The organism is Alicyclobacillus fastidiosus, assembly GCF_026651875.1.
GTDB lineage: Bacteria > Bacillota > Bacilli > Alicyclobacillales > Alicyclobacillaceae > Alicyclobacillus > Alicyclobacillus fastidiosus.
The window spans coordinates 4,960,063-4,975,240 of record NZ_CP104067.1 but is presented as its reverse complement, the minus strand read 5'-3'; the positions used below and the strand labels follow the sequence as shown (position 1 = coordinate 4,975,240).

At 47.4% G+C, this 15,178-nt stretch carries 16 protein-coding genes and 1 pseudogene; 6 read left to right on the top strand and 11 right to left on the bottom strand.

Annotated elements, in window-relative coordinates; translation table 11 throughout:
• Positions 1–58: 58 nt before the first annotated feature.
• The 4 genes from NZD89_RS24295 to NZD89_RS24285 form a co-directional block, all read right to left on the bottom strand.
• A complete protein-coding gene (locus tag NZD89_RS24295) occupies positions 59–655 on the bottom strand; it encodes a polysaccharide deacetylase family protein (protein ID WP_268005251.1) in 597 nt (198 codons plus the stop codon).
• Positions 656–806: 151 nt separating this feature from the next.
• The gene (locus NZD89_RS24290) at positions 807–2,135 is read right to left on the bottom strand and encodes a transposase (protein WP_268003901.1); all 1,329 of its coding nucleotides are present in this window, start codon (positions 2,133–2,135) and stop codon (positions 807–809) included.
• 77 nt (positions 2,136–2,212) lie between these two features.
• The gene (locus NZD89_RS30175; RefSeq protein WP_431308646.1) at positions 2,213–2,560 is read right to left on the bottom strand and encodes a polysaccharide deacetylase family protein; all 348 of its coding nucleotides are present in this window, start codon (positions 2,558–2,560) and stop codon (positions 2,213–2,215) included.
• A 340-nt stretch (positions 2,561–2,900) separates the two neighbouring features.
• A complete protein-coding gene (locus tag NZD89_RS24285) occupies positions 2,901–3,149 on the bottom strand; it encodes a hypothetical protein (protein WP_268005250.1) in 249 nt (82 codons plus the stop codon).
• A gap of 183 nt (positions 3,150–3,332) precedes the next feature.
• Here NZD89_RS24285 and NZD89_RS24280 point away from each other — a divergent pair, with 183 nt between their 5' ends.
• The 3 genes and pseudogenes from NZD89_RS24280 to NZD89_RS24270 all read left to right on the top strand — a co-directional run.
• A complete protein-coding gene (locus NZD89_RS24280) occupies positions 3,333–5,315 on the top strand; it encodes a TOMM precursor leader peptide-binding protein (protein WP_268005249.1) in 1,983 nt (660 codons plus the stop codon).
• Positions 5,316–5,583: 268 nt separating this feature from the next.
• Positions 5,584–5,880: an alpha/beta hydrolase gene (locus NZD89_RS24275; RefSeq protein WP_326492890.1), complete on the top strand. Its 297-nt coding sequence runs from the start codon at positions 5,584–5,586 to the stop codon at positions 5,878–5,880.
• 266 nt (positions 5,881–6,146) lie between these two features.
• Positions 6,147–6,290: pseudogene (locus tag NZD89_RS24270) on the top strand (peptide deformylase); the annotation flags it as partial.
• 195 nt (positions 6,291–6,485) lie between these two features.
• Here the strand turns inward: NZD89_RS24270 and NZD89_RS24265 are convergent.
• The 4 genes from NZD89_RS24265 to NZD89_RS24250 all read right to left on the bottom strand — a co-directional run bounded on the left by NZD89_RS24265 (position 6,486) and on the right by NZD89_RS24250 (position 7,555).
• Positions 6,486–6,812 carry an LSm family protein gene (locus tag NZD89_RS24265; protein ID WP_268005248.1) on the bottom strand — a complete coding sequence of 109 codons (327 nt, stop codon included), beginning with the start codon at positions 6,810–6,812 and terminating at the stop codon, positions 6,486–6,488.
• Positions 6,813–6,932: 120 nt separating this feature from the next.
• Entirely contained in the window at positions 6,933–7,058 is a 126-nt protein-coding gene (locus tag NZD89_RS24260) for a hypothetical protein (protein WP_268005247.1), read from the bottom strand.
• An 84-nt stretch (positions 7,059–7,142) separates the two neighbouring features.
• A complete protein-coding gene (locus tag NZD89_RS24255; protein WP_268005246.1) occupies positions 7,143–7,268 on the bottom strand; it encodes a hypothetical protein in 126 nt (41 codons plus the stop codon).
• Between the two features lie 134 nt (positions 7,269–7,402).
• On the bottom strand, positions 7,403–7,555 hold the full coding sequence (locus NZD89_RS24250) for a MerR family transcriptional regulator (RefSeq protein ID WP_268005245.1): 153 nt from the start codon (positions 7,553–7,555) through the stop codon (positions 7,403–7,405).
• A 375-nt stretch (positions 7,556–7,930) separates the two neighbouring features.
• Between NZD89_RS24250 and NZD89_RS24245 the strand changes: the two genes are divergently transcribed.
• Genes NZD89_RS24245 through NZD89_RS24235 form a run of 3 tightly spaced genes read left to right on the top strand, consistent with a single transcriptional unit; the run spans position 7,931 to position 11,938 of the window.
• Positions 7,931–8,302 (top strand): hypothetical protein, encoded by a 372-nt coding sequence (locus tag NZD89_RS24245; RefSeq protein ID WP_268005244.1) that lies wholly within the window; start codon positions 7,931–7,933, stop codon positions 8,300–8,302.
• A gap of 26 nt (positions 8,303–8,328) precedes the next feature.
• The gene (locus NZD89_RS24240) at positions 8,329–10,080 is read left to right on the top strand and encodes an ABC transporter ATP-binding protein (RefSeq protein WP_268005243.1); all 1,752 of its coding nucleotides are present in this window, start codon (positions 8,329–8,331) and stop codon (positions 10,078–10,080) included.
• A gap of 1 nt (position 10,081) precedes the next feature.
• The gene (locus tag NZD89_RS24235; RefSeq protein WP_431308645.1) at positions 10,082–11,938 is read left to right on the top strand and encodes an ABC transporter ATP-binding protein; all 1,857 of its coding nucleotides are present in this window, start codon (positions 10,082–10,084) and stop codon (positions 11,936–11,938) included.
• A 605-nt stretch (positions 11,939–12,543) separates the two neighbouring features.
• Here the strand turns inward: NZD89_RS24235 and NZD89_RS24230 are convergent.
• The 3 genes from NZD89_RS24230 to NZD89_RS24220 are packed head-to-tail and all read right to left on the bottom strand — an operon-like array spanning position 12,544 to position 15,013.
• The gene (locus NZD89_RS24230) at positions 12,544–13,110 is read right to left on the bottom strand and encodes a carbohydrate-binding protein (protein WP_268005242.1); all 567 of its coding nucleotides are present in this window, start codon (positions 13,108–13,110) and stop codon (positions 12,544–12,546) included.
• Positions 13,107–14,333: a sensor histidine kinase gene (locus NZD89_RS24225; protein ID WP_268005241.1), complete on the bottom strand. Its 1,227-nt coding sequence runs from the start codon at positions 14,331–14,333 to the stop codon at positions 13,107–13,109. The genes NZD89_RS24230 and NZD89_RS24225 overlap by 4 nt, the downstream gene beginning before the upstream one ends.
• A gap of 5 nt (positions 14,334–14,338) precedes the next feature.
• A complete protein-coding gene (locus tag NZD89_RS24220) occupies positions 14,339–15,013 on the bottom strand; it encodes a response regulator transcription factor (RefSeq protein ID WP_268008605.1) in 675 nt (224 codons plus the stop codon).
• Positions 15,014–15,178 lie beyond the last annotated feature (165 nt).

Here is a 15,178-nt window from a genome sequence, read left to right as displayed (position 1 = left end):
GGGAGAAACGGACACTAGGGTATGCCTGTATTTGCGTTCTTATGGAATAAGAAGGTGGTTAAGGTAGCGCACTCCTGGTCGTGCTTATTTGATACGGAGGCAGATGAAGTAATTCAGAAACTGTCTTGAAAGTATATCCTTCACGACGAAGGGTTTGAATTATATATGGTAGGGCTTGAACTGTATCCTCTAAACTTTCTCCACGCCCACCGGCAAAGTGCATCAAAATAATTGCTCCTGGCCTTGTGTGCGCTAAAACATTCGACATTACTTGCTTGGTAGTAAGTCCCGCCCAGTCCAGGCTATCCACGTTCCAGAAAAGAATCTTCATCCCAAGTGATACGGCTAATTGAATAACTTCATGGTTTATGGCCCCATACGGCGGACGGAAAAAGTAAGGTCTAACACCAAGTATTTGCTCAATCAGAAAGTTTGTTTGATCCAATTGGTACTTAGCACTTGATAATTTTATTTTTGTGAAATTCGGGTGACTCCAACTGTGGTTTTCGACTTGGTGACCTTCCCGGAATATTTGCTCAAGCATGTATGGGTTTTGCCGGATTCTCTCTCCGACACAGTTAAACTCCGCTTTAACATTGCTATAAGAGGTTGTCCGAAAAGCATCCGATTCGAGTAAATGTCTAGCCAAATACATGAATACAGGCTTCCTGATATGGGATAAGTTTACTTGGTAATTTGGTGAATGCCTCCGTATGGGAACACATTGCCTGCTCACCCTTGAAAATGGGCGCACGAACCCCTTGTCAGTAACATTGGCTTTTGTTTATTTTCCAGGTTCTGCTTGCCTATGCAGCGATATCGAGTTTCAATTGCTCGGCCTGGACTGTATACATTTGTGTAATTCGCTCTATGTGGTCATCAGGCAGCATGGTCTCTCGAATGTGACCTATCCTCGCCTGCATGAGCTGGAATATATCCTGCATGGTGAAGAAGGACTGTACTCGTTTGTTTGTTCGTACAGGCACCTTCTTGTGTTTCATAACTGTTGTCAACTCATTGGACTCTTGCGCAAAGGACAGCTCAATCTGCCTTCTGAAATCAAGCATCTGGGCATGCAGCATGGTGCCTTGTGGCACCGGGCCGTATGCAATCGGTTTGTCGTCAAAGGAAAATTCGAATTGCCTGCTGCATACCCCGGATAGCGGGCATGACTGGCATTTCTCTGAGTCCCCACGAAACCAGGAAGTGGCCGTTTTCCAGTCAAAGCCATCCCAAATCAGTCGTTCGCCTTGTTCGCACTCAGGTTGCCCATGTTCATTACATTCCTCTGGCATCACCATACCACTGCGAAACCCTGTAACCACAGCCATACTGTGTTTGTGGTATGCCTCCTTCTGGTCATCCGCATCTATGTAACCCATGTCGGCAACGAGATACTGAGTGCGCATTTCGTTAATCTGCCGGAGTTTCTCTATCAGTGGAAGCATCACTCGAATGTCGCCCACATTCGCAGGCTTAAGGATAGACAACAAGGCCACAGGTCCTTGAGATGTTCTTACTGCAATCGAGTGCTTCCGGTAACCAACGAAGAAACGGTTCTGGTTCACCTTGCTGCGCTGTGCCCCATAGGTGGCGTCCGGGTCAGAAAACGTTTTTTCACATGTGCAAACTGACTTAACCTCACAATCGCAGCGTTTTTTCTTGTATCCGTTGACATTGGCGTAAATCGGACGAGAGTCAATAGCGGCGAGGGTGTCCTGGATGAATCCCTCCATGTGAATGGATTGACGTATAAACTCGTCACGAATTTGTTCGAATACGTCCGGCCCTACTTTGTTACGGAAGTCACTCAGGCTCTGGTGTGACGGAACCTTTGCTGGATTGGGTACACCGATGAAGCTGCGCCACGCCTGGTTCTTTGGGTCTCGCAACTGTTTGCACAATTGACGGAATGAGGTAATCTCCGGCCTAGTGAAATACAGATAGTGCATCCGGAAATAGGCGATTGGAGATGCGGGTCTGCGTCCTCTCTTGTCGTACAGGGGTCCGACGAGCAGGTCCAGGAATGAGTCGTCAATGTGATCTACGTAATCAACGAGTTCGGGGTCGAAGCCAAGCGTGTTATAATAGGCGTATGGAAGCAGGTCTAACTGCAAATCTATGGAAAAACGCACCTCCAGAACTGGAAAATTTGACGGCTGGATACCTTCAATTTTACCAGTTTTGCGGATCGGTGCGTTTTGCTATTTACTCAAAATTGCGGGCTTTTCGGACACGCTCTATAAGACAAAATCGAGAGAATGCGAGGGGTCCAAATAGTGTCTGGTCCATCATCGAACGTTAAGGCTACCTCCTTACGATTCGTTGATCCACTCAGGAGTACTTCGCTAGGGTACAGAGCATGCCAATCAATATGCTGGCTATGCGATGGGCGCTCTTCAAGCCGTTCTGGACCATGTTGAAATGGAGCAAGTTGACGAATCTGCTGATTCCAATAATAATAGGGGTTGGCCAATCCACCGTTTGTTTTGAATCTTAACGGAGCAAAATTATACGGAAAGGGACGTTCCGGAACGAGGTCAAGAATCCCCTTGTACATACATATCACCTCATTTTAACACGTGCCACATACAATATGCGGGCATCAGCCATTACGTTTTGTGAGTTGAGATACCTTTCCTAATCATCTTTATATCCCGCCACTCTCCTTGCGACTAGGTGTGCACTTTGATAGTACAGGTTTCTTTCATCCGCATTTCCCACGTAACTCACGCCCAACGTAAGCTCAAAAGACTGCTTGTTGAAACGTTTTATTGACCTTCTAAGTCGGCGAACTAACTTATGAATTGATGCGTGTGCTTTTCGTGAACTTTTACTGAGCAGTTGGCCAATATAGCGTGTACTTGAGGATTTCGGACCGAGGAGCCTCGCCTCCACCATTAAAAACCTGCAAGAAATTTCGATGGAGTGGTCGTCAATGCTCTTAGAGGGCATGATGACCACTTTTCGATCAGTTCTTGTACGACGTTCTTTTTCTCCTCATCGTTTAGTGAAAAGAGTGTCTCTTTTTTACTGTTGAACCATGCAATCACCTCTGATTTATTGAGTGTTTGCGCCGCTTCCGTTGCTTCGATTCGTGCTGGTGAAGCAAAACTGCAGGCTATAACATAAAGTGAATCCTGCCGCATCGACATATTCAACCTGAAAGGGACAAGAGGGAGTCGAGCTTCGTATTGTGTGGCGAAGACCATGGAACGTGTGAAGAACTTAGAGCTGGATCCTTTGTTCTATACATAGGAATACATGAATATTTTGACTTATGATGTGGTGCACGAAAATAAAGTGACTGACACTTAATTGCGGGGGATACAATGAATATTGTTATATTTCACAATGGTTCTATATTGGGTAAACAAATCATTGACACCTGGTGCGAAAAGCACAGTCAAACTAGTGAATTTCATATCGTGCACAACTGTTCACTTGATGATCTAGAAGAATACCGCCCAAAACTTGTCATTTTGGCATCGGATATGCCTTCTGAATTCGAGCACTTGGTATTGGGAAAGTGTAGGGATTTAAAACTCAGCACCTTATCTGTTCTTGGCAGGGGATCGACGGTTCTGCTGGGGCCGCTGGAGACTCCAGAAATACCTGGTTGCGCGACTTGTCTACAATTGCGGTGGGAAAATACTTTCCATCGCAGTCTTCTGAATTCTATTTTAAACCAACAAGTCGGCAGTATCGTGGAACCTCTGCATATGCCTCTGATGATGTCTCAATCAGACCTTTTAACGTTGGGAGACATCGTAACCGATGAGATACAGTCGATTATTTTGGAATCCCCGAACTCTCCAAATTCCAAAGGGAAAGTTGGTGTGTACGACCAAGAGGAACACATCGAGTGGGTGCCAGTTGTCCCAAGTCACGATTGTCCTCGATGTAACCTTATGCCAGATGACGATCCCGTTCTTGCCCAATTGCAATTCGCTTCTCATATCATGAACGATGTGGAAACGTTGAGAGTTGGAACTGTGGATTTCAAGCGTTTAGAAGAGTTGTTCATGCATACCGAGGTAGGTTATATTTCAGCCGCAAATGAGTTTTGGAATGGAGACCGTTATGTTCAGGCAGATGCATATATTTATACACCTGCTGGTACTGAAATTGCTGGGTATGGCTCGGGTTTGTCCATCATCGATGCGAAGCAATCCGCAATGCTCGAAGTGTTGGAGCGTAGCTGCGGATTTCAGGCGGTGAATCGACGGCCTGTCGTCCTTGGTAAGTATTCGGAATTCAACGACATCGCCGTACACCCGTCACAGTTCGGGTTGCACAGCCATGAGTTGTTTCAGTCGTCCAATCATATCCTTGAACCTTTTGATGAAGAGAAGAAGTATTCATGGGTTTGGGCACACTCGACCAAGTATAATAAGTCTGTCCTCATTCCGGAGCAGATTGCCTATTATGGACCAACGGCTGATGAGAAGCGGTTCATCAAGGAATCGTCTAATGGATGCGCAATAGGAGGGACTGTGGAAGAAGCTGTCCTGCATGGAATTTTCGAAGTTCTCGAGCGGGATGGATTTCTTAACATGTGGTACGCAAAGATGCCGATGCCTGAGCTCAGACTGGGTAGTCATTGCCCATCTGAAATATCTGAAGTTTTTAATTATTTAGTAGAAAATGGATTTGAAGTTCGCCTGTTTAATATATCCCATGATCTCAGCATACCGGCAATTTGTGCTGTGGCCATCAGCGGAGAGAACGACTATCCGAAAGTGGTAAGCGGATCCGCGTGCCATTTAAATCCCTACCAGGCTGTCTATGGTGCGCTCCGCGAATTAACTGTTCAAGTGCTTAACCTTCAGCGAACGTCGGAAGAGAGACGTAAAGAGGCAGTTTCCATGTTCTTGGATTCGACAAAAATCAAGGATATTCTCGATCACGTTGTGGTTGCTGGTTTGCCCGAAGCTTACCCACGTTGGGAATTTCTTTTGAGGCAAGAGAATCGAAGGCAGATTCAGTCAGTCGAAGAAGTATACACCGATGTAGCTCGACGATTCCAAATCGATTCACGAGACATTCGACTGATTCTCAATTCGGTACTTGATGATTTACACGGGCGAGGATTTGACGTTATCGTGCTGAATCAAACCAGTGTGGAAGTATCTTACGGTGGACTGCATGCTGTGAAAGTTTTAATACCTGGAATGACTCCTATCACGTTTGGCTATGGATTTCAAAGAGTTCGAGGACTCTCAAGACTATTCGAATTGCCATATCGAATGGGATATTCCCCACGGGTGCTGACGGAAAAAGACCTAAATAAGGATTGCCATCCGTTTTCGTAACACACAGCCTTTAATAGCAACTTGTGGTTCTATAGATCTATTTTTTCGTTCTGTTTGTGGGACGATTTCTGGTCATTCCCCAAAATGCATGACGCAGGCCACTCACGATTCGGCCATTAGACCCGATTCCGACTTGTGTATCCTTGCCACCGTGTTACTCTTCGGGAAAGCGCTGGGATCACAGACGCAAGTCGTATCACAATCCATGTAATTTGGGTAAGTAATGCCGAGGTTCCGGCCAGATGTCATTTAAACTTCGAAATTGGTTATGAGCTTGATTGAGAGTCAACAGCAGGTTGAAGCAGATAATCGTTTTGACAAGGGATATGTTGGCGTACGAGATTTCCTTTTTTACTTGCTTGGTTTTAGCCAAGGAGCGATTTTTGCAATGACACTCGTTTTGACATCTGGAAACTGTATTAAGGGAATCATGGCACTTAGTGGGTACATCCCAGGGTGTTTCGTCAAGGAAGAATACAACATAAAGCCTATAAATGAAGTATCCATCTTTATTTCACACGGTGAAATGGACCAGGTGTTACCGTATGAATGGGGTAGATTTTGAACGGTAGTTGACCGACGATTTACCAAAGAACAAGGTGGTATAAACAGTGGAACGGCATGTGTACCCAAAAGGGCTTCTCTGGTCGTTAAGATAGGTTTAATTAACGCCGTCAGCGCGTTTTAATGCAACCCAAGTCGGGACTATATTGACCACAGAGAAGCCATTGTTAGTTTATTCACGTATTCTATAGAAGAGAGAAGCTGTCCAAAGTTTAACTTCGTCTCAGCGAGTCGGATCTGATACGGTAAGGCAACCGTTTCGGAGATCCCTTTCAACTGGCTGCTTCGGGGCTGTTCGCCCGTATGATTTGCCATGAGTTCGACCACTTAAATGGGGTTTTGTTTATGGATAGGGCCAATATTAGCGTCAACGGCTACCGGACCACGGCATTCTTGCTGTGGAAGGAATGATAAGGGACGACCATTGACGCTGAAAAACCTCATAAAAAGATATAAACCGAAGGGAAGCCTATTTTGGGGGCTTCCTCAGTAATTCACCATAGCAATAGGGAAAATTTTAAGCGTGGCGTTATTGCAATCGAATATCATGAATTTTGCAACACCCCAAGAGACTTCAATTGTAGTCCCTTGGGGGGTACTGGGTTATTACCAGTAATATCTACCGTAGCCGTAACCATATCCGTAATACGGATATGCCGCCAGCGCAGTGAGTGCGAATAAGGGAAAGAAGAGAAATGGCCAAAAAACCTCTTGAACGTCATCCGTAGAGTTGGGTATGTTCTTTAGCAAATCAATGTTTGCAGAACTGACGTCTGTTTCACTCGCAAGACGAGTGGTTCCTCCTCTTATGGGTCGTATGTAAATTCCGTCATTTGTAACGGAATGCAGAATCCCTTGGTGAGTTACCCCATCTCTCGTGCGAAAGTGGATGTGCTGTCCAATAAACCTCGTTGCATAAGCACGTGTAATCACAGTCTCACCTCCTATGCAGTAATAAAAAGGCGTCCTTATAGGACGCCTGTGTTCGACTTAAATCTGCGTAAGTCCACGTTTCTATGGGGTTGTTTTTTAATAATTTTCTGTTATCTCTTATTAGTATGCTCCCGCACAGCTGGTAGCTGCGCCATAACCAACGGCTGGTACAAACAAGAAGAACAGAACAAAGATAATCAAGAACACTACAGCCCATTGAGTATATCCACCAAAAGCTCCATACATGGACAATTCCTCCTTATTATTGGTTTCCTATGCGGGAGTCGTTGTGCAACAGGTTTGTGTTGGCACATATCCAAGAACGAGTTATTAGTATGCTCCCGCACAGCTGGTAGCTGCGCCATAACCAACGGCTGGTACAAGCAAGAAGAACAGAACAAAGATAATTAAGAACACTACAGCCCATCGGGTATACCCGCCAAATGCTCCGTACATAAATTTCCCTCCTTATTGTTGGTGTCTGTTTAGATTTATGTCTAGAGGATTGTCCTGTCGAAGGGCACATGACTCAGCAAATTCGCCCCATTTTGGCTGATTGACGTAAAAAGCCGCCTAGCACCTTTACTCCTCTAGGGCCCCTGCATCGTTGGAAGCTTACCTTCCTCGCACCAGCGGTGACCCGTAGCGCGAGAGCATTTCAAGTGCTTCATGACATCCACAACGGAAATCCATTCATCATCCGGCTGCCAGTCCATCGGTGACCATGTAGGCTTGTTCGTCATATGCTTATTCCTCCTTCGGATGTGCCTTCGTTCGATGTGGTTTTGTATGACAAAAACCGTTCGCTATCAGAAGGTGTTTCGGATATACGTTTCATCCAAATTTCCGTTCATTTTTCCCGACAAAAATTCCGACAAATTTCTACACAACAAAAAGAGACACGTTTATGTGCCTCTCAGGTAGTTGTGCTCGTCTCCAATTTGTACTCATTGTTCTTACTTTCATCGACTAGCTTTTCAACTATTGCCCGTGCATCAACGGCTTTCTTCAAAGACCTGAACGATGGAACCAAATCATGTTGACAATATGTATGCAATGGTATACGTTTGGGCATATAAAGATTTGAATACTTTTGTATACAAAGGAGATTGATCTTGATGAAACACCAAGAACACTACGGACATGGCAGGCACGGGCACAAAGGCGAACACCACAAGCATGGGGGAGGAGCGCAGACGTTCCGACGTGGACGTGCGCTTGCTTTTGTAGAGTCACTGAACGTCAAGCGGATGACGCTGCTACAACAGTTGGAACAGCCTGAGCTGCAGGAAATCCACCCAATCATTAGAGGGGAATTGAAGGCGATTGACATGGTTCGAAACGAGTTCATTGCCATGTTTGAGTTGTATGAGTTGGACGAACAAGGCGGCGAAGGCAGCAATGGCTCCAAAGAATCAAATGGCGGTTCCGAACTCGGTGGCGGATCCGATGAGCCGAATGCCTCTGCCCCTCCTGAAACCAACGGTTGAAACAAGAGGGGAGACAAAACGACTGTATGAGGGATTTAATACGCTATCTAAAACCTTATTGGAAAGTGGCTACCCTTGCACCTCTTTGCATGATCCTTGAGGTGTTTATGGATGTACTACAACCGAAATATATGGCGAACATCGTCAACAAAGGTGTCATACAGTTGGACCTGCATCAAATCCTGGTGACCGGCGCCATCATGGTTGGCATCACCATCATTGGGTTGGTCGCAGGGGTAGGGTGCAACGTATTTGCTAGCATGGCCTCTCAAAACGTCGGGGCGGATATCCGTGAGGCGCTGTTCAAAAAAGTGCAGACTTTTTCGTTTCGCAACTTGGATAAATTCCAAACCGGATCGCTCATCACTCGTATGACAAACGATGTCACTCAAATGCAGAACTTCATTCAGATGTCACAACAGGGGTTGATCCGGGCACCGGGATTGGCCATCGGCAGCATCGTCATGGCCTTGACGCTCAGTCTCCGCTTGGGCATGATACTTCTCGTTGCTGCCCCGGCACTTGCCATCTTTCTTTACTTCTTAATTCGTGCCTCGTACCCCCTGTTTTCCACCGTACAGGCGCGTTTGGATGGCGTGAATACGGTGGTGCAAGAAAATCTGACGGGCATCCGCGTAGTCAAAGCCTTTGTGAGGTCCCGCTTCGAAATCCATCGCTTCCAAACAGCCAACAATGCTTATACGGCTATGGCGGTAAAAGCGGCCCGAGTGATGGCGCTCAATATGCCAGTCATGAACCTCATCTTGAACGTAAGCGCCGTCGCTGTTTTGTGGTACGGGGGCCACGCGGTTTGGCATGGGACGATGCCGCTTGGAAACCTGATCGCATTCATTAACTATGTCACGCAGATTCTTTCATCGTTAATGATGTTAGGTATGATCCTCACGAATATATCGCAAGCTAAAGTATCCGCAGATAGGATAAAACAAGTCTTGTCCACTGACCCTGATATCACGAACAAAGACCACACAGCGTCTTCTTTCATGGTGCAAGGACACGTTGAATTCAATCATGTCTCCTTTTCTTATGGAAACAATACAGAACATGAGTTGGTCCTGCGCGACATCAGCTTTGTGGCTGAGCCTGGCCAGAAAGTGGCCATTATCGGATCGACCGGAGCAGGAAAGTCGTCTCTCGTGAATTTGATTCCTCGACTGTACGACGCGACACGAGGTGATGTCCGCATTGACGAAATCGATGTTCGGGACATGGACCTAGGTGTCCTGCGCAGTCAAATTGGTATGGTGCTACAGGAATCGATCCTGTTCAGCGGCACCATCCGCGAGAATATTGCGTTTGGTCGACCAGATGCAGGCGACTCCGACATTGAGGCAGCAGCCAAAGCGGCGCAGGCACATGACTTTATTGTGGGATTGCCCGACGGATACGACACGGTCGTCGGTCAGCGGGGCGTAAATTTGTCCGGGGGCCAGAAACAGCGTATTGCGATAGCACGCGCACTCTTGGTGAAGCCGCCCATCCTCATCTTAGATGACAGTACCAGTGCGCTCGATCTCAGCACCGAGTCCAAGCTTCAGCTTGCCCTCCGAAGTCTCATGCAGGACGCTACGACGTTGCTCATCGCACAGCGAATTTCCTCTGTTTTAGATTTTGAGAAGATTCTCGTGCTAGAAGACGGCAAAATCGTAGGAGAAGGTACGCATCAGGCGCTTATGCAAACCTGCGAGGTTTATCAGGACATCTACGAATCCCAGCTCGGTATGAACAAATTTGAGTTCGGAAAGGAGGTTGTCTGACATGGCAAAGCCTGCGGCAGAAGTAAACGCGGGACCTCGTCCAAATCCGTTTCAAATGGGAATGGGTCATGGCCCCGGAAGAGGACCGATTGTGAAAGTACGAGCGAAGGATACGAAAACGACCGTTCGTCGAATTTGGGGCTATTTGCGACAGCAACGTCTTGGACTTATTGCTGTCCTCGTTAGCACAGCGATATCCACCGGTCTTTCGCTATTGGCTCCCTATCTCCTAGGTCGGGCTGTTGATCTCTACATCGTACCACGGAACGCAACTGGACTCTGGCAGATGTGTCTCATTCTTCTGGCCGTGTACGGGTGCGGCGTACTCTTCACCTGGATCCAGCAATTCGTAATGGCTGGCGTGTCGCAGCGCACAGTCAGGGCGATGCGTCATGATTTATTCGTGAAGTTCCAGACACTACCACTCCGTTATTTTGATACACGGACCCATGGGGAATTGATGAGCCGAACCACAAACGACATTAGCAACGTGTCGAACACGCTGAATCAGAGTGTGATTCAACTGATATCGAGCGCATTGATGCTGGTCGGCAGTGTAGTCATGATGCTCAGTCAGAATTTGTGGATGACAATCGTGACGATCGTCACGATTCCGCTGATAACGACCATTACGAAGAGAATTACCACATACACACGAAAGTACTTTTCGTACCAGCAAAAGAACCTCGGTGAAGTGAACGGCTTTGTGGAAGAAACCATCACCGGCCAACGTGTCATCAAGGTGTTTCACCGGGAAGAGAAGGCCCTGCAGGAGTTTAGAACTATCAACGACAGGTTGCGAAAGGTCGGCGTGAGGGCCCAAAGCTTGTCTGGATCGATGGGCCCGCTTATGAATGCGACGGGCAATCTGAACTTTGCCGTCATTGCAGTGGCTGGGGGATTAATGGCGTTTCACCATATGATTACAATCGGCGTGATCGTTAGCTTTCTCAACTACTCGAGGCAGTTTAGTCAGCCCATCAATCAGCTGGCCAACCAGTACAACATGGTTCAATCGGCTGTTGCGGGCGCTGAACGTGTGTTCGAGGTGCTCGATGAACCGTCCGAGTACGAGGACGAATCTGGTCAGCTGCATGTCGACACTCATTCCGATTTTCGCGTTGTGGGTGACGTGAAGTTGCAGGACGTCAACTTCGGTTACGTAGACGGCGTACCCGTCCTGAAAAATGTCTCGTTGCACGCCAAATCTGGCGAAACCATCGCGTTAGTAGGCCCTACTGGAGCAGGGAAAACAACCATCGTGAACCTGCTTACGCGGTTCTACGAGATCCAGTCTGGAACCATTACCATCGACGACGTAGACATTCGCACGTTAGATAAACAAGTGCTCCGGAGTCAATTGGGCATCGTTTTACAGGATGCATATCTGTTTTCCGGTACCATACGTGAAAACATCCGCTTCGGGCGACTAGGTGCTACGGATGCGGATGTGGAGACCGCTGCTACGCTGGCGAACGCGGATGCGTTTATCCGCAAACTCCCGCAGGGGTATGATACACCGCTCACCGCCGAGGGAAGCAATCTCAGTCACGGACAGCGACAACTTATTACCATTGCGCGTGCTATCCTAGCGGATCCTGGGATTTTAATCCTCGACGAAGCCACGAGCAGTGTCGATACGCGTACGGAACTCCACATTCAAGAGGCCATGTACAGATTGATGCAAGGCCGTACAAGTTTTGTGGTTGCACACCGGCTGAGCACCATTCGGAATGCGGATCAGATCCTTGTCATTCACGGCGGAGAGATTGTGGAACGTGGTACTCACGATGAGTTGTTGGAGCAGCGTGGTTTCTACCACGGATTGTATATGAGTCAATTTGCGCGATTTGCATGAGCCAGGGAATAACTTTATAGAGGAACTCTTCTTTATAAATCATGGAATCTCCAACTCAAGAAGGGGATATTCAAGCGGAGAGCGGTGAAATGAACTTCCTAGATAGCATGGTTGGGTAACTATGTTGGGTTGTGTACATGGTCATTTGGATGCAGCACAGTAAGTGTTCTTGAACGATCGGGGGCAATAAGAAGTTCCACTTCCAATATTATAAACATTCATTGTAGCGTATGTGTATTCGGTGTTGAATCCAGCAGTAAACGTTTCTCAGACAGGCCGGTCTACCAATGTTTACTTTTGCGGCCAGCTTTGGGCCCACCTTCGGAAAGAGGCCCCGATAATTCCAGATTATTTGGGGGCTGTCTGCCTGGTGTATATGATTTATGTTCAGGGTACTGGTTACATTAGCGCTGATATTGTCTACGGCTCGGGAGTCTCTGATGGACCTCCCAGAGATGAGTTGATAACAGCTATATGTAAGGGCTATAGAGATGATGAAAAGATTTTGAAACTTCATCCCGCACGTTCCTCATCAATTGGAACGTACAGGATGAAAGCACCGGCGCTTCATTCTTTCGGCAACTTGGCGAAGCCGACTCGATCCGCTATTTCACTGGCGAAACGACAATGTCGTCAATCTGTGCGTAGTTTGATCCATGACGCAATAGGATGGAGTTTTCGCCCTGTTGTAATGTCGTGTCGAAACTGACGGTATTGAAAGTATTCCATGCGCCCGTACTTGGCAAGCTGAGCGGCACTTCGGAGTCGCCGTTGACGGACACTTCATCGGTGCAGTTGCCTAAACCGTTGTCATAGCGAACGGTGATGGAATATGTTCCGGTTCTGCGTACGTCGACGTTGTTGAAGTTGACGTAGCTGTCTGGGTTATTGATATCCCCAACGACTTCGCCATTTTCCGCATTATACTCGTCGACAATCTGTGCGTCCGCATATATGTTGTTTTCCGCTTGGTATGTGGTGACCGGGCCGTGATCCGGTGTGCTACCGCGACTGGGCACATCGAGCCAGCCAAAAGAAACCGAACCATTGCCTGAGTCAAAGTGGATAACATCGGTTCCGAGCGGTAAGTATACTTCGTCCCAAACGGTACTCCAGTCGGACGAGCTGCCTGTTTTGGCGTAGGAAACCGTATTTTGATCGCGTCCGTTCACCGATACATTCGCCAATACGGGCCCATTGCTTCCATAGCTAGGCCCAACCCCGTACCTCCGTTTGATCTAGCCTTATTGGCCTGGAAGAAGCGATCAAATAGCTTGGGCAAATCCTCTTCCGATACTCCGATGCCATTATCCGAAACCGCAAGGTGGACAGCATTCCCCACGACCGACCAATTCACCTCAATGGAGCCTCCATGCCCAGTAAACTTCACAGCGTTATCTAACAGAATCGTCAACAACTGTTGGATACGCTCTTCATCCGCTCGAATGGTCACAGGAGTCGTTGTGGATACCTTAATGTCGATGCCTTTCATCATTGCTAGATCTCGAAACTGCTCAATGATAACGTCAATCACAACGTCAAGCCGTACAGGCTTCATCATCAACTGCACTTGGTTGGAGTCTCCCCTCGCGAGTGTCAACAAATCGGAGACGAGCCGCCGCATTCGGGTCGTTTCCTTGACGAGCCGCAGGATGCTTTCGACCTCTTGTTCGATCGTGTGCGAAGGGTGCCGGAACAACCGCTCAAGGTGCATTTGCAACACCGTAAGTGGAGTTCGCAGTTCGTGCGATGCGTCAGCGACGAACTGCTGCTGTTTGTTCCAGGACTTTTGAATCGGAATTAATGCTCGATTGGCGAGGTAAAGGCCAGCGGCCACGGCTAATGCTGCGCAGATGATAGTGCTGATTTCGATAACCGTCCTTAAACTGCCGAGCATCGCCTCATCGTCTTCACGATTATAGAGAAGCTGAATTTCCCGTACACTGGAATTACCCTGGCTCACCAAACCGGCGGGAACCTGAATGGTATACAACCGAAATGCAGCCCCATTTAAACGGATGGTACTCGCACGATCCGTCGGTGTCTGTGCAGGCAACTGCGCTAAAGCCCCTGTCGAAAGAGTATTAGGTAGCTGTCTCAGTAGTTTGCCGGTTGCATCTGGTAGTACGTAAACGATATGCGACTGTCTGTCTTCATCGATCTCATCGGGATCATCATAGTATGGATCACCTGAAGGATTACTACGCGTGTGCTCGTCGATGTTGTCATCATCCCCCTGCTTAATTTGCTGCGCCGTAGCAATCAAAGTCTCATCCTCTTGACTGTACAATCGATACTCGGTGAAGAAATAGAGCACCGCCCCGAAAATCAGCAACAAGCAGAAAAACACAATCGAATTTATGAATACTAGGCGTAGTCTTGTCTTTCGAAACACCTAAACTACTCCTCTCTAAGCATATATCCAACACTTCTAATCGTCCGAATATGTTTATCTAAGCCGGATGGACTCAATTTCTTACGCAGGTAATGCACGTATAAATCGATGACCGATTCAATTGTTTCTGTATGGATTCCCCACACCCGATTAAAGATCTGTTCCCGTGTTAAAATTTGTCCCTTGTGCAGCACAAAGTACTCAAGCAGGTCATATTCCCTCGCTGTGAGGGTGAGCTGTTCGTTGTCAACGCTCGCTTGTCTTTTCACCGGTTGGAGTACGAGCGGACCATACTTAAGTGTCATCTCGGTGTCTATTCCTCGATTTCGACGCACCAGTGCACGAACGCGGGCCAAGAGTTCCTCAATCGCAAATGGTTTTACCAAATAATCGTCTGCACCAGCATTTAGTCCCGCAACCCTTGAGTCGACACTGTCTTTTGCAGTCACGAAGATAGCTGGGACTTGAATCATCCTCTTCCGAATCTGCTTAATCAAACTAATTCCGTCCAGTTCTGGTAGCATGATATCGATAATGAGGGCATCATACACACCTGTTTCGGCGAAATATAGGCCCTCCTCACCATCTGCCGCCTTATCCACTTGGAAGGACTCTTCTTCTAGAATCTTCGAAATGACTTCGCGCAATGCGTCGTCATCTTCCACGACCAAAATCCGCATCATCATTTCCCCTCGTATTGCGGCGTCTGATGTATATTCAGCGTTTACACGTACATGGCTTTCGAAACACATTTCAAAGTAGAAATTATAGTGACGAAATCTCTAAATCAATTTTGAATAATAACGGATGGTAATGAGGGTGTACCGTTACACTATGGCCAGGAG